General features: G+C 63.8%; 19 protein-coding genes and 1 pseudogene. 7 read left to right on the top strand and 13 right to left on the bottom strand.

Annotated features, from left to right (window positions below; genetic code table 11):
- Positions 1-237 (top strand): integrase core domain-containing protein (locus tag RCH10_RS11680; RefSeq protein WP_409052474.1); only part of this gene is annotated, 237 nt, incomplete at its 5' end.
- A gap of 199 nt (positions 238-436) precedes the next feature.
- Here the strand turns inward: RCH10_RS11680 and RCH10_RS11675 are convergent.
- Positions 437-841 carry a hypothetical protein gene (locus RCH10_RS11675; RefSeq protein WP_409052473.1) on the bottom strand — a complete coding sequence of 135 codons (405 nt, stop codon included), beginning with the start codon at positions 839-841 and terminating at the stop codon, positions 437-439.
- 127 nt (positions 842-968) lie between these two features.
- Between RCH10_RS11675 and RCH10_RS11670 the strand changes: the two genes are divergently transcribed.
- On the top strand, positions 969-1,232 hold the full coding sequence (locus tag RCH10_RS11670) for a hypothetical protein (RefSeq protein WP_409052472.1): 264 nt from the start codon (positions 969-971) through the stop codon (positions 1,230-1,232).
- On the opposite strand, the gene RCH10_RS11665 is transcribed toward RCH10_RS11670, so the two are convergent.
- Positions 1,225-1,656: a hypothetical protein gene (locus RCH10_RS11665; RefSeq protein ID WP_409052471.1), complete on the bottom strand. Its 432-nt coding sequence runs from the start codon at positions 1,654-1,656 to the stop codon at positions 1,225-1,227. The two genes, RCH10_RS11670 and RCH10_RS11665, sit on opposite strands and share 8 nt — an antisense overlap.
- A 33-nt stretch (positions 1,657-1,689) precedes the next feature.
- Entirely contained in the window at positions 1,690-3,273 is a 1,584-nt protein-coding gene (locus RCH10_RS11660) for a MobA/MobL family protein (RefSeq protein WP_409052470.1), read from the bottom strand.
- Positions 3,274-3,479: 206 nt separating this feature from the next.
- Between RCH10_RS11660 and RCH10_RS11655 the strand changes: the two genes are divergently transcribed.
- A complete protein-coding gene (locus RCH10_RS11655) occupies positions 3,480-3,884 on the top strand; it encodes a hypothetical protein (RefSeq protein WP_323497053.1) in 405 nt (134 codons plus the stop codon).
- A 909-nt stretch (positions 3,885-4,793) separates the two neighbouring features.
- Positions 4,794-5,198, top strand: a complete 405-nt coding sequence (locus RCH10_RS11650) for a hypothetical protein (protein ID WP_409052469.1) — start codon at positions 4,794-4,796, stop codon at positions 5,196-5,198.
- A 73-nt stretch (positions 5,199-5,271) separates the two neighbouring features.
- Here RCH10_RS11650 and RCH10_RS11645 read toward each other — a convergent pair whose 3' ends face one another.
- From RCH10_RS11645 to RCH10_RS11635, 3 genes and pseudogenes are all read right to left on the bottom strand, one after another.
- Positions 5,272-5,553 carry a hypothetical protein gene (locus RCH10_RS11645; protein WP_323497054.1) on the bottom strand — a complete coding sequence of 94 codons (282 nt, stop codon included), beginning with the start codon at positions 5,551-5,553 and terminating at the stop codon, positions 5,272-5,274.
- 4 nt (positions 5,554-5,557) lie between these two features.
- Entirely contained in the window at positions 5,558-7,549 is a 1,992-nt protein-coding gene (htpG, locus tag RCH10_RS11640; RefSeq protein WP_409052468.1) for a molecular chaperone HtpG, read from the bottom strand.
- A 102-nt stretch (positions 7,550-7,651) separates the two neighbouring features.
- A pseudogene (locus tag RCH10_RS11635) lies at positions 7,652-8,272 on the bottom strand (extracellular solute-binding protein); the annotation flags it as partial.
- Between the two features lie 105 nt (positions 8,273-8,377).
- On the opposite strand from RCH10_RS11635, the gene aqpZ reads away from it, so the two are divergent.
- Positions 8,378-9,121, top strand: coding sequence for an aquaporin Z (gene aqpZ / locus RCH10_RS11630; RefSeq protein ID WP_409052467.1), 744 nt, complete (start codon positions 8,378-8,380; stop codon positions 9,119-9,121).
- 6 nt (positions 9,122-9,127) lie between these two features.
- Here aqpZ and RCH10_RS11625 read toward each other — a convergent pair whose 3' ends face one another.
- From RCH10_RS11625 to RCH10_RS11615, 3 genes are all read right to left on the bottom strand, one after another.
- Positions 9,128-9,484, bottom strand: coding sequence for a hypothetical protein (locus RCH10_RS11625; protein ID WP_409052466.1), 357 nt, complete (start codon positions 9,482-9,484; stop codon positions 9,128-9,130).
- Between the two features lie 127 nt (positions 9,485-9,611).
- On the bottom strand, positions 9,612-11,012 hold the full coding sequence (locus RCH10_RS11620) for an ATP-binding protein (protein ID WP_409052465.1): 1,401 nt from the start codon (positions 11,010-11,012) through the stop codon (positions 9,612-9,614).
- Positions 11,009-11,668, bottom strand: a complete 660-nt coding sequence (locus RCH10_RS11615; protein WP_323500342.1) for a response regulator transcription factor — start codon at positions 11,666-11,668, stop codon at positions 11,009-11,011. Before RCH10_RS11615 ends, RCH10_RS11620 begins: the two co-directional genes overlap by 4 nt.
- Positions 11,669-11,838: 170 nt before the next feature.
- Here RCH10_RS11615 and RCH10_RS11610 point away from each other — a divergent pair, with 170 nt between their 5' ends.
- The gene (locus RCH10_RS11610) at positions 11,839-12,357 is read left to right on the top strand and encodes a hypothetical protein (RefSeq protein WP_409052464.1); all 519 of its coding nucleotides are present in this window, start codon (positions 11,839-11,841) and stop codon (positions 12,355-12,357) included.
- Positions 12,358-12,367: 10 nt separating this feature from the next.
- Here RCH10_RS11610 and RCH10_RS11605 read toward each other — a convergent pair whose 3' ends face one another.
- The 4 genes from RCH10_RS11605 to RCH10_RS11590 all read right to left on the bottom strand — a co-directional run bounded on the left by RCH10_RS11605 (position 12,368) and on the right by RCH10_RS11590 (position 15,587).
- Positions 12,368-13,201 carry a pseudouridine synthase gene (locus tag RCH10_RS11605; protein ID WP_323500341.1) on the bottom strand — a complete coding sequence of 278 codons (834 nt, stop codon included), beginning with the start codon at positions 13,199-13,201 and terminating at the stop codon, positions 12,368-12,370.
- Between the two features lie 66 nt (positions 13,202-13,267).
- A complete protein-coding gene (locus RCH10_RS11600) occupies positions 13,268-13,855 on the bottom strand; it encodes a dual specificity protein phosphatase family protein (protein WP_409052463.1) in 588 nt (195 codons plus the stop codon).
- The gene (locus RCH10_RS11595; protein WP_409052462.1) at positions 13,852-14,397 is read right to left on the bottom strand and encodes a hypothetical protein; all 546 of its coding nucleotides are present in this window, start codon (positions 14,395-14,397) and stop codon (positions 13,852-13,854) included. Before RCH10_RS11595 ends, RCH10_RS11600 begins: the two co-directional genes overlap by 4 nt.
- The gene (locus RCH10_RS11590) at positions 14,394-15,587 is read right to left on the bottom strand and encodes an MGDG synthase family glycosyltransferase (protein WP_409052461.1); all 1,194 of its coding nucleotides are present in this window, start codon (positions 15,585-15,587) and stop codon (positions 14,394-14,396) included. The genes RCH10_RS11595 and RCH10_RS11590 overlap by 4 nt, the downstream gene beginning before the upstream one ends.
- A 177-nt stretch (positions 15,588-15,764) precedes the next feature.
- Here RCH10_RS11590 and RCH10_RS11585 point away from each other — a divergent pair, with 177 nt between their 5' ends.
- The gene (locus RCH10_RS11585) at positions 15,765-16,901 is read left to right on the top strand and encodes a zinc-binding dehydrogenase (RefSeq protein ID WP_409052460.1); all 1,137 of its coding nucleotides are present in this window, start codon (positions 15,765-15,767) and stop codon (positions 16,899-16,901) included.
- The last annotated feature ends 80 nt before the right edge of the window (positions 16,902-16,981 follow it).

Raw genomic sequence — 16,981 nt, 5'->3', positions numbered from 1 at the left:
ATCAAGTACGAGGAGGTGTACCTGCACGCCTACGAGAGCGTCGGCCAGGCCCGCACCGGGATCGGCCGGTACATTGAGTTCTACAACACCCGCCGGCCGCACTCGAGCTTGCAAGCCCGCACACCCGATGTGGTGTACTTCGACTCGCTGCCATGGCCTTTGGTTGGCGACAATTTGTTTGTCCGGCGCATTGACTCGGTAGTTTTGCTACCCATGCTGACCTGTTGCCTCACGTAATTTGCTACCCACCGGATGGTGCGGCGGGAGCAAGCAACGTGAAGAGGCAAGTCAGCATGACCACACGCAAGGAGCTCACTGAGGCGGTCCGTGAGCGATACTACGGGCATCCGGCGTCGACCGGCGCCGCATCCTCGATGAGTTCGTGGCCGTCACCGGCTATCACCGCAAGCACGCGATCCGCGTGCTTGCAGATGCATCACCGAAGCCGGCGCGACCGCCGATGAACCGCGTGTACGACGAAGCGGTACGGCAAGCATTGATCGTGTTGTGGGAGGCAGGCGACCGCGTCTGCGGCAAGCGCCTGAAGACGCTCATCCCGATCCTCGTCGTTGCCATGGAGCGGCACGGTCATCTGCAGCTTCACGCGGATGTCCGCGCCCGGCTCATGCAGATCAGTGCCGCCACCATCGACCGCCCCCTGGCCGCCACGCGTGTCAGCACCGACGGCCAGCGCAAGCGCAGAACAGGCGTGGATGCAGCCATCCGGCGCAGCGTTCCGGTTCGCACCTTTGCCGACTGGAGAGACCCGCCGCCGGGCTTCTTCGAAGTCGACATGGTCGAACACTGCGGTGGCTCCAAGATGGGCGGTGACTTCGTCCATACCCTGACGCTCACCGACATCGCCAGCGGCTGGACCGAATGCGTCGCAATGCCGGTACGCAATCAGGCGCTCATCGTGGAAGCGCTGTCCATCGTAGACGTATCCCGAGCGGCTGCAAGAGGCCAAGATGAGCTGGATCGTCTACCAGAACATGCCGGGTGCCGTACTTCCCTTCGGCATGCTCGGCGTGGACACCGACAACGACAGCGCCTTCATGAACCAGACCGTCTTCGACTACTGCCGGGCGTATGGCCTGGAGCAGACGCGCTCGCGTGCATACCGCAAGAATGACCAGGCTTGGGTCGAGCAGAAGAACTGCTCGGTCGTGCGACGTCTCGTCGGTTACGCAAGACTGTCGGGCCTGCCAGCAACGCGCTCGCCGGTCAGATAAGAGCCGCGGTAAGGCTCCATCTTGGCCCAGCGGAGAATACATCGGCTTGGTCTCTTGACGTGGCCATGACCCGTACTGGCTCCCCAGCGGGCCTGTTCGTCGTGGGCTTCTTTGAACCCGGCAGCCACTGCCGCAATTCTTTGCGCACCAAGCCCAGATAGACCGGCTTGCGCCTCTGCAAAAAGTCCACGATAGATCCGCAATCGCTGCCGTCGCCGGTGCTGAAGTACACGTCGTGACCGTCCTGCTTCCGGATCACAATGATTTTGTCGCCACCCAGCTTCAACACCTTCGAAGCGGCGCTGCTCTCCCCTTCCACCAGCTCGTAGCCGAACTCGGCTTGAGCGTAGTCAGTCAACGAAATGTCCGACTTAAAACGGCTAAGTTCTGCGTCCATGTTGGCCTTTACGACTAATTCGGTCATTGCTCACTTGCTGTCCCCTTGACTGTCCCCTCGCTATCGAGGGCGGTCGATCTCTCGATCGATCTGCGGATCTCGCTGCCGTGGCTGCGGCGGGGGTGGCGCCAGATTCCGCGGCGGCTGCACGAGCTGGCCCTGCGTCTTGTCGTACGTCACGACGATCTTGTCCCGCGTCGTGATCTTTTGGTTGTTGATGAGTTTGTTGATCCAGACGGCGTTATCGAGCTTGCTGATGTCGTGCAGCACGACTGACAGATCGCCAGTGCGCTGTCCGATGTGCGTGTCTGTGATGTAGACGATCGGGCCTTCGTAGACCTGCTCGCTTCGAGCGATGCTCACGATCCACTCCACTTTCCCCGGTCGTAAGCCATCGAGGCGCACAAGAAGATCGTCGTAGTATTTTTTCGTGACCTTCGCACCGATCACCACGCCGTCAGCCCGGGCCGTAGCTGGTGCTACGGGCTGCGCTGGCGCAGCGGGTGGGAAATTCATAGCCTTTGGCGGAATAGCGCGCTCAGTGGCTGCCCGAACCTTTGCTTCTCTGGCTTTGGCCTTGGCTTTCCTGTCCTCGGCTCTCTTGATCGCGGCTTCTTTGGCTTGGGCGGCGAGCTTCGCTTCCGCCTCTTTCACCTCTGTTGCGAGCTTTGCCTGTGTGGCCAGGTTCGCCGCCTGGCCGAATCGGCTCATCCTCGATGCCGCTGCCGGCGCCGGTTGCTCGACCTGGTGGTTTACGCCGGCGTCGTCTCTTTCACTTCGAGCTCCGCCAGCTTCCCCGAATAAATCTGTTGGCGTCTTCGTCATCAGCGCCTTAAGCGCAGCAGCACCCCGAGCCATCCGAAGGCTCACGAGTCGATGCAGTCGACGCTCTCCAATGCGGATGCTTTGCTCAAGCAAGACCGACAAGGTGCGGTCCTGACGTGCAGCCAGGACGCGCGCGACCTCGGGCGTCTTAGCTGCTATCCGCTTGGGCCCGAGGTGCTCCTCAGGAGCGCGCTCGATTCCTTGGGCCTTCAGGCTCAGGTGCGTCACGCGGTCGGGCAGATCGAGCTGCTCTAAATGCTTGTTTTGCAGCGCGGCGAATCGCTCGCGCAATGCAACGAGCTCGGCCTTTCGTTCGGCCACCATCTTCGGCTCGCCGCGGGCCTTCTTGCAGCCGCCGCGCTCGGGCTCTTTCAGATTCGCGCGCTTGAAATAATGCTCCGGCGTCTTTCGCTCTACCGCGTCATGCGTGCGCTCCGAAAACATGATGTGAGCGTGCGGCTGCTCGCCGCCTTCGAGTGCTGCGCGGGGACAGTGAATCGCGTAGGTGCAGACATGCAGGATACCGATCTCGGTCGCGATGAAATCGCGCACGAGGTCGAGGCGCTGCTCGGAAGTCATTTCGCGGGGTAGCGCGATTTCGTATTCTCGATAGCCCGCCGCGTTCGCGCGTTCGAGACGGTCGCTTTGCTCCCAGAATTCGTGCGCGTTGGTTGCCCACTCGGGCAGGTTCAGCGTCTCGGAAAAAGCGAGATCGTCACGATCTCTGGTTTTGTATTTCCCCGCCCGCTCGATGTAGTCCGCGTGCGCACCTCCCTGCCCTCCGGCTCCGGCTTTGGCGGCGATATGAAATGAGACCATTTTCCCCGAGTTTAAAGCCAGCGGCAGGCGAGCGAAGTTTCTTGCATAAAACTACTAAGTGCGCTTATGTGAATCTAAACCCTTCCCGCGTGCGTCTCGAAGGCTGTGTTGTCTTTGATTCCCGTTTTAATCCTAAAAGCCCGACTACATCGCGCTACCTTAAACTTTGTGTACTACAAAAAACAGGCAACAACATGAGAACGAACTTGGAACGCTCCGAGAAACTGAGAACGGACATTGAAGCACGGGAGAAAAGACTGGTCACTCAGAAAAGCACGATCGCCAACTTGAAAAAGGCAAAGCTCAAAATCGATCACCTCGACGTGGCTTCAAAAAGAAAGGCGGACACCCGCAAGAAAGTCCTCATCGGCTCTTACATCCTGGGTGAAATGGCAGTCAGGGAGGAAATCAAAGCGGACGTGCTTGCTGGCCTGGACCGCTTTCTGACCCGTCCGGACGAGCGCGCCCTGTTTAGACTCGACCCGCTGCCGGTCGTTTCCGCCGATCCCGTCCGGACCGACCCGCTGCCCGTAGTCGTTTCCTCCACTGGCGTCAGGACGGGTCAGGGATTCGATCAGTTAGCAACGAACGCCCAGATTTCACCTTCCTGAAATGCGTCGTAGAAGGCTTCATCGGAACTAGGGACCTGAGGGAAGTGGCCGCCGCCGGCTTCCTCCCCGTCGTCGAATAACTCCCGGCCTGGCCTCGAACCCGGGCGCCTCGAGCCCGTGCGAAAAACTCCCGGCCCGTGCCTGGCGTCACCGATAGCGTGGCTGCGGGCTGGATGCAGCCGGTCACTTTGGTGAAGTCGAACTAAGTCGGACTAGCCTGAGGACCGGCCTTAGCAGCCGCCCAATTTCTAGACCTCGCATTTCCGCTAAACGCTCTTGGTGTCGGTCAATCTGCGCTTGAATCGTGCGCCGCCTGATTTCCCACTGTGCAGCTGCAAGCATGGACGCGTGCTTATCCGCTTCACGTTCATGCACCAACTTCGCCTTGACCGTAAGTCAAACCTGAAACTTGCAATCTCGGTCGAGAGCAATCTGGAGTTCACGAGCTAAAAACTGGGACAGAGCCACACCCGATGCGACCGCAACAAAAGCCTAATCACGCAACCGATATGACTCAGCGTTGGCTGCTTCTGGATCAGCGTCCTGCGTAGCTAAATAAGTTTGCAGTACCTCCCTGTGTAGGGCACGGGGTCTCCAAGTGAAAGAGAACATGGTCGGATGCGGCGACATACGCGGCTTGCCAAAGAGCATCCACCGTAGCTGGAGGCGCAACAGGCACGGAAATGGGCCCTATGAGCTGCATCATGGCCACGATCTCAGCACGGACGTCGTTCCTGTGCCGCTGATGCGTACTTCGGCGGTGCATGACCGGTGATTTCGGCATCGTGACCGAAGAGGTTTCGAGCTACATCTGACCGGTTGCACGGTCGGTGCTGACGTTGCGTATGAAGCACCCGCTGGGCATGGCCTTGCGCTTTTTGAGGGCCGCGCTCGATACCACAGTAACGCATGATCAAGGACATGCTCGGACTTAAGCACCAGAGCTGCCTGTCGCACGAGCGCATCGCCCAGAGCCTCTCGATCTCCAAGGAAGCCGTTGCCAAATACCTCAGCCTGGCCGATGCGGCCGGGCTTGACTGGCCGTCAACGGCCGAACTGGACGAGGCCTCGCTGAGACGCCGGTTGCTGAGCGGCGGCATGGCGCTTAGCCGCGTGGTCGAGCCCGACTCCACGCACGTACCCGTCGAATTGTGCCGCGAGGCTGACCGTCCGGTCCATACATCGAATGCGCGAGCACACACCTCCTCGCTCCGATTCACGGCAGCCGACAACGGAATTACAAGGCACGCACATTCGCCTTGGTTCCAAACGGCCGGGAAACCGGTCTCGATCCATATTTACCAGCCCAAATGAACAAAAGCGAGTTCGGGACGAATCCCTGCAAAAGCTCTGCAAGCTATCAGTGTGCCTCTCCGCCTCCGCTGCATCAGCGCGTGCTCGCTGGCGGTGCCGACTCGTATGTTTCGACGATGGCGGGCACCGGTGTCGCCACCGAGCCCTCGATGCGAGGTGGCGACGCCACGGCGCCTGCGGGAGACGACCGCCGAAACAGTGCATCGGGCGACAGGCTCAGGCCGACACCCAAGCCTTGTCCTGAACCGCCTGCGACGCCGACACCTGCGCAACCTGCAAGCATCGGTACACCCAGCGAAGCAGACACGCCCGCGAGCAACGCCATCAACCAGCCAATGCGATAGCGCGCCGGCATCGCGTCAGACCAGCAGCGCGTTGACGCGACGCACGTAGGCGGCAGGGTCTGCCGGCAGACCGCCTTCGGCCAGCAAGGCCTGGTCAAAAAGGATGTTCGCCAAATCGTCGAAGTGGGTCGAGGTCTCCAGCTTCTTGACCAGCGGATGGTCGGCATTCACCTCCAGCACTGGTTTGAGTTCCGGCGCCGGCTGGCCGGCTTGCTTGAGCATGCGCGCGAGTTGCGTGCTCATACCGCCGTCCTGCACCACGAGGCACGCGGGCGAGTCGACCAGGCGCGTGGTCACGCGCACGTCTTCGGCCTTGTCCTTGAGCGCCGCCTTCAACTTCTCGAGCATCGGCTTGAACGACTCGGCAGCTTCTTCAGCCGCCTTCTTCTCGCCTTCGTCTTGCAGCTTGCCCAGGTCGACCGCACCCTTGGCCACGCTTTGCAGCGGCGTGCCATCGAACTCGTTGAGGTAGTTGAGCGCCCATTCGTCGACACGGTCTGTCATCAACAAAACTTCGATGCCCTTCTTCTTGAAGACCTCGAGTTGCGGGCTGTTCTTCGCACCCGCCAGCGTGTCTGCGGTGATGTAGTAGATGGCGTCCTGGCCTTCTTTCATACGCGCCTTGTAGTCGGCGAAGCTCACGCTCACCGTGTCGTTCGTGCTCGATGCAAAGCGCAGCAGCTTGGCAATGCGATCGCGGTTGCCGTTGTCTTCACCCAGGCCTTCTTTCAGCACGACACCGAACTCGGCATAGAACTTGGCGTACTTGCCGGTGTCTTCGGACGTGGCTTCTTCGACCGCGTCGTCTTTCTTGTCGACGACATCGGTCACGCCGTCGCCGGCCGTTTCAGCAGGTGCGGCTTCGGCCGGTGCCATCGCCTTCTTCGCCAGGTCTTCCAGCATCGACAACACGCGCTTGGTGCTGCCTTCACGGATCGCCTTGACGTCGCGGCTCTCTTGCAGCAACTCGCGGCTCACGTTGAGCGGCAGGTCGGCCGAGTCGATCACGCCTTTGACGAAGCGAAGGTAGCTGGGCATCAGCGCCTCGGCGTCGTCCATGATAAAGACGCGCTTGACGTAGAGCTTGACGCCCGCGCTCTTGTCGCGGTTCCACAGATCGAAAGGCGCCTTGGCCGGAATGTAGAGCAGCTGCGTGTACTCGGTCGAACCTTCCACCCGGTTGTGGCTCCAGGTCAGCGGTGCCTCGTAGTCGTGGCTGATGGCCTTGTAGAACTCGACGTACTGCTCGGGCGTGATGTCTTTCTTGGCACGGCTCCACAAGGCATTGGCCTTGTTGATGGCTTCCCATTCGCCGGTCTTGACCATGTCGCCGGGCTGATCGTTCTCGCCCTCTTTCCACTCCTCTTTTTCCATCAGGATGGGCAGCGAGATGTGGTCGGAATACTTGCCGACAATCTGCTTGATCTTCCAGGCGTTGAGGTATTCCTCGGCGTCGTCGCGCAGATGCAGCGTGACCGTCGTGCCGCGGTCGACGCGCGTGATGGTGTCGACGTCGAAGTCGCCGGCGCCACCGCTGACCCAGCGCACGCCGTCTTCGGTCGGCAAGCCGGCACGGCGCGACTCGACCGTGATCTTTTCGGCCACGATAAAGCCGGAGTAGAAGCCGACGCCGAACTGGCCGATGAGCTGTGCGTCGGCCTTTTGGTCGCCGGAGAGCTTGCTCATGAAGTCCTTGGTGCCGCTCTTGGCGATCGTGCCGAGGTTGTCGATCGCCTCCTGCCGCGACAGGCCGATGCCCCGATCGGCGATGGTCAGCGTGCGGGCCGTCTTGTCGAAGCTGATGCGGACATCGAGCTCGAGCTGGTTCTCATAGAGGTCGGGCTGGTCGATGGCTTCGAAGCGAAGCTTGTCGCAGGCATCCGACGCGTTGGAGATCAGCTCGCGAAGAAAGATCTCCTTGTTCGAATACAAGGCGTGCGTGACCAGGTGAAGCAGTTGGGCGACTTCGGCCTGAAAGGGGAGTTTGGTGTTGAAGGGTTCGGACATGGCTCTGACGTGGGTGCGAAAGACGAAAATTCTAGACGCCCCGCGCTCGAGCGAAACTCTAGGCCCTCAGTGGCTCTTTAAGGGTCGCGCTCAGACGCCCGTTCAACGCGGCTGCGACTCGACTTCCTGAGTCCAGCGTTCGATCAGCCGCTTGCGCTCAGCTGCCTTGCCGCACTTCTCGAAGTCGTACTTGATGAGTTTGATGCCGTCCGACGACGGGATGTGCGAATCGGGTTTGAAGGTCTTGTTGGCCGGCGTCTGATAGCTGCCCGCTGCGGCGCCGATCGCCTGGCCCTCAGGGCTCATCAAAAAGTCGTATTACTTGATGGCGTTGGCCTTGTTGCGCGCGCCTTTTACCAGCGCGATGCCGCCGATTTCGTAGACGGTGCCTTCGCACGGCGCCGCCGTCTTCACCGGGAATTTGTCGAAACGCCACTTCTCGAAGCCGAACAAGAAGCTGACGCCGATGGCTACCTCGCCCTTGGCCACGTTGGGTGCCTGCGCCTGTCCGCTCCGGGTGTAGGTCGTCACATTCTTGTGCATCTTCTTGCGGTAGTCGAAGGCGGCGTCTTCGCCCATCTGCTGCACCAGGCCAGCGATGAACGTGTAGGCCGTACCGCTCGATGCGGGGTGAGAAATCTCGATCTCGCCCTTGTACTCGGGTTTGACCAAGTCAGCCCAGCACCTGGGCTCGGCCAGCTTTTTTTTCTTGAGCACGTCAGAAAGCGTAGCGGCAAACCGGCCTGCGCTCCCTTCAATATGGATGTACGACTCGTCCTACGTGTCTGCCCAGAATCCGCCTTTCACACACAACGGGGAGTTAGGGATGTGGGACACAGCACGCATAAAAAATGGGCGGCCGAATTCATCGGTACCTTCTGGCTTACTTTCGGCGGTTGCGGCAGCGCAGTTCTGGCTGCGGCGTTCCCGGCACTCGGCATCGGCTTTGCCGGCGTCTCGCCGGCTCTCGGCCTGACGGTATTGACCGGTGCCTACGCGCTGGGCGGCATCTCGGGCGGCCACTTTAACCCGGCCGTATCGGTCGGTCTGGTCGTCGGTGGCCGCTTTCGCGCCAGCAAGCTCGCGGGCTATGTGGTGTCGCAAGTGCTCGGCGCCATCGCCGGTGCCGGCGTGCTTTACCTTATCGCGACCGGCAAGACGGGCGCCGACATCGGCGGCTTTGCGACCAATGGCTACGGCGCGCATTCGCCCGGCGGCTACAACATGATGTCTGCGCTGCTGATCGAAGTGGTGCTCACGGCCATCTTCCTGATCGTCATCCTCGGCACCACCTCCAAGCGCAATCCGGCGGGCTTCGGCGGTCTTGCCATCGGCCTGTGCCTGACTTTGATCCACCTGATCTCGATCCCGGTGACCAACACGTCGGTCAACCCGGCCCGCAGCACCGGCCCGGCGCTGTTCGGCCCCGGCTATGCCGTCGACCAGCTGTGGTTGTTCTGGGTCGCGCCGATCGTCGGCGCCATCCTGGGCGCGCTGATCTACAAACTGCTGCTCACGTCGCCTGCGGATGAACCGCACCCGACGCTGGCGCGCGATGTTCCGGTGGCCTGAAGCCGTTCAGGAACCAGCGCCCATTGGCAGTGAGGTCGACTGGCCGAGCGCTTCGGTGCCGCTCGGATGGGAGGCCAGCACGGCGCCCTTGTAGACCTCGTCCGACGAAATGCCACCGGCGGGCATCGGCATCGAGGTCGATTGACCCCTTGCCTCGGTGTCGGCCGGGCGGGCAGCGGCCATCGCACCCTTGGTCACTTCGTCGCTGGACGCCGTGCCTTCGATGGACATGCCGGTGGACTGGCCGATCGCCTCGCTACCGCCGCCGTCCCATTTAGGGGTCTGCGCCGAGGCCGCGGCGGAGCCGAAAGCGGTGACAGCAGCAATGGCGCCGAGTGCCAGAAATCGAGTCGAAGCTTGCATGATGGTCTCCTTGGGGATCGTCGGTCTTGCACCGGAAGCGACATGCTCGTCGGTCGACCTGCAATCACTCTAGGCATGCAGACTGAGCGCCCAGTGAGCGTCGAATTACGCCCGGGTGAGCAAAAACCTAGTTGGCCGTGACGGACAACTGCACAGGCAGATACACGCGGGCGACGACGCCCGGTCCGCCCTCGTCCACAGAGCGGTTGCGCAGCGCGATGCGCATGCCGTGCCGGGCGGCTGCCGCCTGAGCGATCGACAGCCCCAGCCCACTGCCACCCGCTGCTGCACCCGGCGCGCGAAAGAAACGGTCGAATACCCGGCCCATCAGATCCGATGGAATGCCTGGCCCGTGGTCGATGACATCCACCACCGGACGCCCTTCGACCGCATGCAGCCGCACGTCGACCGCGGTCCCCTGCTTCGTGTAACGCAGCGCGTTGTCGATCAGGTTGTCGAAGACGCAGCGCAGCTCGCTGGCCGGCGCATCGACCAGCTGGTACAGCTGTCCTTCGAAGCCGACATCGACGCCGCGCTGATCGGCCAGCACCATGAGGCTGCCGATGCTGTCGCGCAGCAGTGCCGCGAGGTCCACCGGCGCCGCCGCGCTCGTCGATGGCGGCGCCTCTTGGCGCGACAACGACAGCAACTGATCGACCAGACGCCGAGCGCGCGTCACACCCGCTTCGAGCTGCGCAAAACGCTGTGCCGCATCGCCATCGCTCGCAACGTGCGGGCGCAGCGCTTCGATCTGCAGAGTGATCGCCGCGATCGGACTGCGCAGCTCGTGTGCAGCGTCCTGCACAAAGCGCCGCTGCGTCGCAAAGGCGGCCCGCAGTCGCGCCAGCAAGCCGTTGAAAGCATCGACCAGCGGCATGATTTCTTCAGGCACGCGCGCAACCGAAAGCTCCGACAGGCTGCGCTCGTCCTGCGCCACCACGTCGCGTGCCACGGCTCGCAACGAGCGCGATGCCGCCGTGACGATGATCCACAAAATCAGCATCGCCAGCGGCAGCAGCAGGGCGATAGGCAAGCCTTCGAACAGGGCACGTCGTATGACGCGATGCCGACGGAAGTCGTCGCTCTGCACCACCTGCACGCGCAGTTGGTCTTCGCGCACGCCGGGCGCGGTGTACACGCGCCAGTTGGTGCCGGTGCCGGTGCCGGTGTGCACGTCGCCGAAGCCGGTCTGCGTCTGCAACGGCAGCGTCAGCGCAGGCCAACTGCTGGCGAGCAGGGTGGTGCCGTCGGCGCTCCAGAGCTGCAAGACGAAAGCGCCGCGGCCGAGGTCTGCCGCTTCGGGCAGCGGCAGCAACGCGGGCGGCCGGTGGTGCGACGTGTACGACTCCGCCACCAGGCGCATCTGGTCGTCCATGAAGTTGTGGACCAGCCGGCCATAGACAACGTAGGCGGACCAGGCCGTCAGGCCGGCAGCGATCAGGTGCAGCGTCAGCAACCACCACAATAACTGGCCGCGCAACGAGTGCGGACGGCCCCAAGCACGGCTCGCGCGCAGCGCGTCGATCACGCAGGTACCACGCGCCAGCCCAGCCCGCGCACATTGCGGATGGCGTCGGGGCCGATCTTGCGGCGCATGCCGTGGATCAGCACATCGACGGCGTTGCTCGTCACCTCTTCGCCCCAGCCGTAGATGCGGTGTTCGAGCTGGTCGCGCGAAAGAATGGCGCCGGGGCGCTCCAGCAGCGCATGAAGCAATGCGAATTCGCGCGCGGTCAGCGCCTCGCGTTCGCCTTGTATCAAGACCTCGCGGGTCGTCAGATCGAGCTGCAGAGCGAGCGTGCCGACCAGCGAATGCGCGCTGCCGTCGCGCCGACGGATCACGGCGCGCATGCGTGCCAGCAGCTCGCGGAACTCGAAAGGCTTCAGCACATAGTCGTCGGCGCCGAGGTCGAGGTTCTGAATGCGGTCGTCCAGCCCGTCGCGCGCTGTCAGCACCAATACCGGCGTGAGGTCGCCGCGTTCGCGGGCGCGGCGCAGCACCTCGGTGCCGTCCTGCTTGGGCAGCCCGAGGTCGAGCAGCACGCAGGTGTAGCCGCCATCGGACATCGCACTCTGCGCGAGCAAGCCATCCCGCACCCAGTCGACCGACCAGCCAGCGCTTTCGAGCGCCTGCATCAGGCTGCGCCCGATCATGTCGTCGTCTTCCACCAGCAGCACGCGCACGTTGTCTCCTTGCTCTTTTTTCCTTGCCCTTCGGGCATACGGCGCAGGCTACGCCGCTTTTCTTAGGGTGCCCTGAGTGGGCGCTGAAGTCCGGGAGGAGTCAGGTAGCGCTGGGAACGAACGCCGAGCATGTGCGTTTCGTCACGTATCCCATCATCTGGAGTTTTCGCATGAAGTTTTCCGTCAAGTTGCTGCTCGCCGCCACCGGCCTCGTCGGCATGCTGGCCGCCCAGGCACAGACCCTCCCGAACGACGCGCCAGCCGGCAGCACGGTGCAATGCAAGGACGACAGCTACGCCTCGCCCGATACCAAGTCAGGCGCATGCCGCGGTCACAAGGGCATCAAGACCTGGTACGGCAAGGCGGGTGCAGCCGCTGCACCGGCCGCTGCAGCCACTGCGGCTGCCGCCGCACCCGCAGTGCAAACGCAGTCCGCCGCTGTCAGCAAGACCAACGTGGCGCCCTCGACCGGCAGCGCCACTAAGACCCCGGCAAAGAACGACCCGTCGACCATGACGGCGGCGCCCGGCGGCGGTGCCGGCAAGGTCTGGGCCAACGACGAAACCAAGGTCTACCACTGCATGGGCGACCGCTACTACGGCAAGACCAAGAAGGGTGAGTACCTGAGCGAAGCGGACGCCAAGGCCAAGGGCATGCACGCGTCGCACAACAAGGTCTGCGCGGCCTGACCGCAGAGCGCTAGAAGCGCTCGTCGGCGCCCAGGTAGCGCCACTGCCCGGCCGGCAAGTTGCCCAACACGACGCGGCCGATGCGGATGCGCTTCAGGCCGACGACCTTCAGGCCGACCTGCTCGCACATCCGACGGATCTGCCGCTTCTTGCCTTCGGTCAGGATGAAGCGCAGTTGCTCGGGGTTCTGCCAATCGACCCGCGCCGGCTTGAGTGGCTGACCGTCCAGGCTCAGGCCATGGCGTAGCCTGGCGAGCATGGCGGGCGGGAACACCGCCTGCACATTCGTCGAAATGGCATCGTCGTCATCGATGCGCACCAGTTGCCCCATGGGCGCCGGCCTGCCCAAGCCGTGATAGGCAACGCGCACCAGGTACTCCTTCTCCATCCCCGAGTCTTCGCCGATGAGCTGGCGCGCCACGCGGCCGTCTTGCGTCAACACCAGCAGGCCGACCGAGTCGATGTCGAGCCGCCCTGCAGGCGCCAGGCCGCGCAGTTGCGGCGGGGAGAATCGGTTGCGGCTCGGGTCCTCGCGCCAGTGCGTGCGCGGGTTGACGAGCACCACTGCGGGCTCGTGCCCGTCTTCCGCCTGGCCGCTCACGTAGCCCATCGGCTTGTGCAGGATGATCGTCACCTGCTGCTGCTGATGCTGCTCGGCCTTGCGGTCGACCTCGACGCGGTCGGCAGGCGTGACCTTGACGCCCATCTCAGCCGGCCGGCCGTTGACCTTCACCCAGCCCTGCGCGATCCATTCGTCGGCCTCGCGGCGCGAGCACAAGCCGAGTTCGGCCATGCGTTTGTTCAGGCGCACGGCGCCGGGGGCAGAAGGTGTGGACTCGGTCATGGTGCAGTGGCGTCGAGTTTACCGAGCCGAGGTCGGCGTGCATTGGCCCAACAGCTTCTGCGAGTTCTAAAGCGACGCACGCGACGCCTTCGTCAAGGCCTCCCGCATCGCGCCCACGTCCAGTTGCTCCAGATAGCGCGGAATGTTCCGCCACAGCGTGTGATACCCGTACCCGCCGCGAAACATTTCGTGCAGGGCGGCGTCCTTGGTCCAGCCTTGCACCACCATACGGTAGACCGCCGCGACCACCCCGGTGCGGTCGGCGCCGTGCCAGCAGTGAATGAGCACCGGGCCCTTCTTCTCTGCCTCGCAAATGGCGATGAGGGCGCGCTGCACTTCGTCGTCGTTGATCGACCAGGTGTCGATCGGCACGCGGACCAGGTCGATGCCGCTGCCGCCCGGACTGCCGCCCGAACTGCCACGAAAGGCGCGCTCGTCGCTGTTGAACGAGCGAAAACTGATGACGGTCTTGATGCCGAGCGCCTGCAAGGCCGGCACGTCTTCGCGGCGCGGCTGCGCGCTGCGGTAGAGCGTGGGCGTGATGCGGTACAGGTTCTCGACGGGGCGCTCCGCACCGGCCACCGCTTGGGCCCATTCGGCGGCCCGCCCGCTCGCATCTACCGGGGCGTCCTGCCGCTTGGAGCGCCGCTTCATCGCGTCGCCTTTTCGGCCCTTTCATGCTCGGCACGCGGCCGATGCCTGAAATACAGGATGAGCGCAATCACACCGAGCCCGACCCAGTAGTCGACCGGCGCGCCCATCACCCAGTGCTTGTGCCACGTCACCAGCTCGGGCCTGAACTGCGCCCAGCCCCATGCCGGGTTGATGATGAACCACAGGAAGTCTTCGACGATCCAGAAGGCAATGAGCCCGCACAGCGCCAGCCCGGCGTCGCGCCATCGGCCGCGGCCGTTGAAGGCGAGCGGCGAATAGAACACCAGCGCCATGAAGCTGAACACCCATGCGTGATAGCCCGTCATCGCGCGGCCGCCCCAGAAGATGTCGAGCAGCCAGTGGTGCTCGATGCGCCAGGTCGGGAGGCTGGTCGCCCAGCCGGCACCGCCCTCGATCTGGATCTCGGCGTTGGCGAAGAAGAACGCCATCACCAGCACCCAGGCCATGTACATGACGGTGCGGCGCCAACCGACATCGCCCGTGCCCAATTCGACCGTCAGGCCGGGTTCGTTCCAACTCATCGAGCACCCGCCGTAGTTGTTGACCGAGCCGTGCCCAGCACGCAGTCGAGCACGCGCCGCGCCGCATCGGGCTTGCCGAGCGCGCGGCTCTTGCGCGCCATCTGCGCCAGCTTGTCGGGCGCGGCCATCAGGTGGGCGACCTTGTATTCAAGGCCGATGGTGTCGTACGCCAGCCAGGCGGCGCCCTCTTCCAGCAGGAAGCCGGCGTTGTGCTCTTCCTGCCCCGGGATGGGCGAGACGAGCAGCATCGGCTTGCCGAGTGCGAGGCATTCCGAAATCGTCAGCCCGCCGGGCTTGGTCACGACCAGGTCGGCGGCAGCCATGAGCTTTTCCATTTCGTCGGTGAAGCCGATGGCGACCAGGCGACCGGGCATGCGCTGTGCCAATGCGTTGAGCGATGCATGCGCTGCTGCATTGCGCCCCGCGACCGCGATCACCTGAAAGTCACTGCCCGGCCCGCTGAGCGCCAGCACGCGCTCGACCATGCTCGGCAAATCGCCGACACCAGCACCGCCCGACGCCATCAACACCACCTTGCGCGCCGGGTCGAGCCCGAGCCGCGTCACGCATGCATCGCGCGCCAGCGCGGGTGCGTCGGGCTGCGAGAACGCCGGCATCACCGGGATGCCGGTCACATGGATGCGGTCGGTCGCAAGGCCACGCGCCCGCATCCGAAACGCGACCTCGTCGGTGGCCGCGAGGTAGCCCGCCATGCCCGGCACGATCCACATGTTGTGCAGGTCGTAATCGGTCACCTGGAGCCATACAGGGCAGCTGATGTGCCCTTTGGTCTGCTCGCGCATCAACAGCTCGGCCGGCAGGAAGTGCGTGCAGATCACTGCGTCCGGTTTGACGCGCTGCACCTCGCGCAGCAGCGCGCCGGCGCTCACCCGCTCGATGCCGCGGCGCAGCCGTTGCGAGGTCGCGCTGTGCGGCGTGCTGTCGGCCTTCTGGTGGATGTACGACCACACCTCCGGCGCGCGGTTCACGAGCTGGATGTACCAGTCGGTGTAGACCTTGCGAAAGCCGCTCGCGACGTATTGCATGGCGTCGATGTGCGTCGCCTCGACGGCCGGGTGACTTGTGGAATTCGGGGGCGGCTGCAGCGCCGCGGCGGTGGCAGCAAGCGCCTGCGCGGCGCGAACGTGGCCGTTGCCGGCGCTCACGCTGAGGATGAGTAGTTTGGTCATGAAGTGAATGGGCCCTGAAGATGGTCTCGTCGGCTCGACGACCTGCCGCGCATTACAGCATTCGTCTTTGGAATGACCACGGGTCTGGCGGGCATTGCAGTCGCGACCACACCGCGCCGTCGAGCCGTTCCTATACTCCCAGCGCATCCTCCAAGACAACACAAGGCAGACATCACCATGGCGCTTCAACTCCGCTCGATCATCCAGGCCAACGGCGAACTCGAACTTTCGCTGGCCGACGTGCCGGTGCCCGAACTCGGCGCCGACGATGTGCTGGTGCGCGTCGAAGGCTCGCCGATGAACCCGTCCGACCTCGGCCTGCTCTTCGGCGCGGCCGACATGAGCACCGCCACCGTGACGGGCACGGCGCACAAGCCCGTCGTGACCGCCACCGTGCCCGAGCGCGCCATGCCGGCGATGGCCGGGCGGCTCGGCCAGTCGATGCCGGTTGGCAACGAGGGCGCCGGCGTGGTGGTGCGAGCCGGTTCGTCGCCGGCGGCGCAAGCGCTGCTCGGCAAGATGGTCGCGGCCATCGGCGGCGCCATGTACTCGCAATACCGCGCGTTTCCAGCCGACCAGTGCCTGCTGTTGCCCGAGGGCACGACCGCGGCCGAAGGCGCGTCGTGCTTCGTCAACCCGCTGACCTCGCTCGGCATGGTCGAGACGATGCGGCGCGAAGGCCACACTGCGCTGGTACACACGGCCGCCGCATCGAACCTGGGCCAGATGCTCAACAGGATCTGCCTGAAGGACGGCATCGGCCTGGTCAACGTCGTCCGCAAGCCCGAGCAGGAAGCGCTGCTGCGATCCATCGGCGCCAAGTACGTGTGCAACGCGACGTCGCCGACCTTCATGGAAGACCTGACGCAAGCCATCATCGCGACCGGCGCCACGCTGGCCTTCGACGCCACCGGCGGCGGCAAGCTGGCCGGGCAAATATTGACGGCGATGGAGATCGCGATCAACCGCACGGCCAAGGAATACAGCCGCTACGGCTCCACCACGCACAAGCAGGTCTACATCTACGGCGGCCTCGACCGCGGGCCGACCGAATTCACCCGCGCCTTCGGCATGGCGTGGAGCATGGGCGGCTGGCTGCTGTTCCCCTTTTTACAGAAGCTCGCACCTGCCGACGTCTCGCGCCTCAAGAAGCGCGTGACCGACGAGTTGAAGACCACCTTTGCCAGCCACTACACGCGTGAAGTGTCGTTGGCGGAGATGCTGCAGCTCGACGCGATTGCGATCTACGGCAAGGCCGCGACGGGGGAGAAGTTTCTGCTGAATCCGAACAAGGGATTGGCCGACGCGCTGTAACGCGGACGATCGTCAACAAGCACGGAGAAAATTATGGACGGCAGATGGAGCCAGATCGCCCTGGCGCTTGCGATGGGCGG

The sequence above is a fragment of the Variovorax sp. GrIS 2.14 genome, assembly GCF_046115955.1.
Classification (GTDB): Bacteria; Pseudomonadota; Gammaproteobacteria; order Burkholderiales; family Burkholderiaceae_C; genus Variovorax.
Note: the sequence above shows the minus strand (reverse complement) of the source record. Positions and strands in the feature narration are given on the sequence as shown.

Excerpts from the sequence above, each read along its gene's own strand:
- RCH10_RS11675 (WP_409052473.1), bottom strand. The coding sequence starts at position 841 with ATGGACGAAGTCACCGCCCATCTTGGAGCCACCGCAGTGTTCGACCAT.
- RCH10_RS11670 (WP_409052472.1), top strand. The coding sequence starts at position 969 with ATGAGCTGGATCGTCTACCAGAACATGCCGGGTGCCGTACTTCCCTTC.
- RCH10_RS11665 (WP_409052471.1), bottom strand. The coding sequence starts at position 1,656 with ATGACCGAATTAGTCGTAAAGGCCAACATGGACGCAGAACTTAGCCGT.
- RCH10_RS11660 (WP_409052470.1), bottom strand. The coding sequence starts at position 3,273 with ATGGTCTCATTTCATATCGCCGCCAAAGCCGGAGCCGGAGGGCAGGGA.
- RCH10_RS11650 (WP_409052469.1), top strand. The coding sequence starts at position 4,794 with ATGATCAAGGACATGCTCGGACTTAAGCACCAGAGCTGCCTGTCGCAC.
- RCH10_RS11645 (WP_323497054.1), bottom strand. The coding sequence starts at position 5,553 with ATGCCGGCGCGCTATCGCATTGGCTGGTTGATGGCGTTGCTCGCGGGC.
- htpG (WP_409052468.1), bottom strand. The coding sequence starts at position 7,549 with ATGTCCGAACCCTTCAACACCAAACTCCCCTTTCAGGCCGAAGTCGCC.
- RCH10_RS11625 (WP_409052466.1), bottom strand. The coding sequence starts at position 9,484 with ATGCAAGCTTCGACTCGATTTCTGGCACTCGGCGCCATTGCTGCTGTC.
- RCH10_RS11610 (WP_409052464.1), top strand. The coding sequence starts at position 11,839 with ATGAAGTTTTCCGTCAAGTTGCTGCTCGCCGCCACCGGCCTCGTCGGC.
- RCH10_RS11605 (WP_323500341.1), bottom strand. The coding sequence starts at position 13,201 with ATGACCGAGTCCACACCTTCTGCCCCCGGCGCCGTGCGCCTGAACAAA.
- RCH10_RS11600 (WP_409052463.1), bottom strand. The coding sequence starts at position 13,855 with ATGAAGCGGCGCTCCAAGCGGCAGGACGCCCCGGTAGATGCGAGCGGG.
- RCH10_RS11595 (WP_409052462.1), bottom strand. The coding sequence starts at position 14,397 with ATGAGTTGGAACGAACCCGGCCTGACGGTCGAATTGGGCACGGGCGAT.
- RCH10_RS11590 (WP_409052461.1), bottom strand. The coding sequence starts at position 15,587 with ATGACCAAACTACTCATCCTCAGCGTGAGCGCCGGCAACGGCCACGTT.
- RCH10_RS11585 (WP_409052460.1), top strand. The coding sequence starts at position 15,765 with ATGGCGCTTCAACTCCGCTCGATCATCCAGGCCAACGGCGAACTCGAA.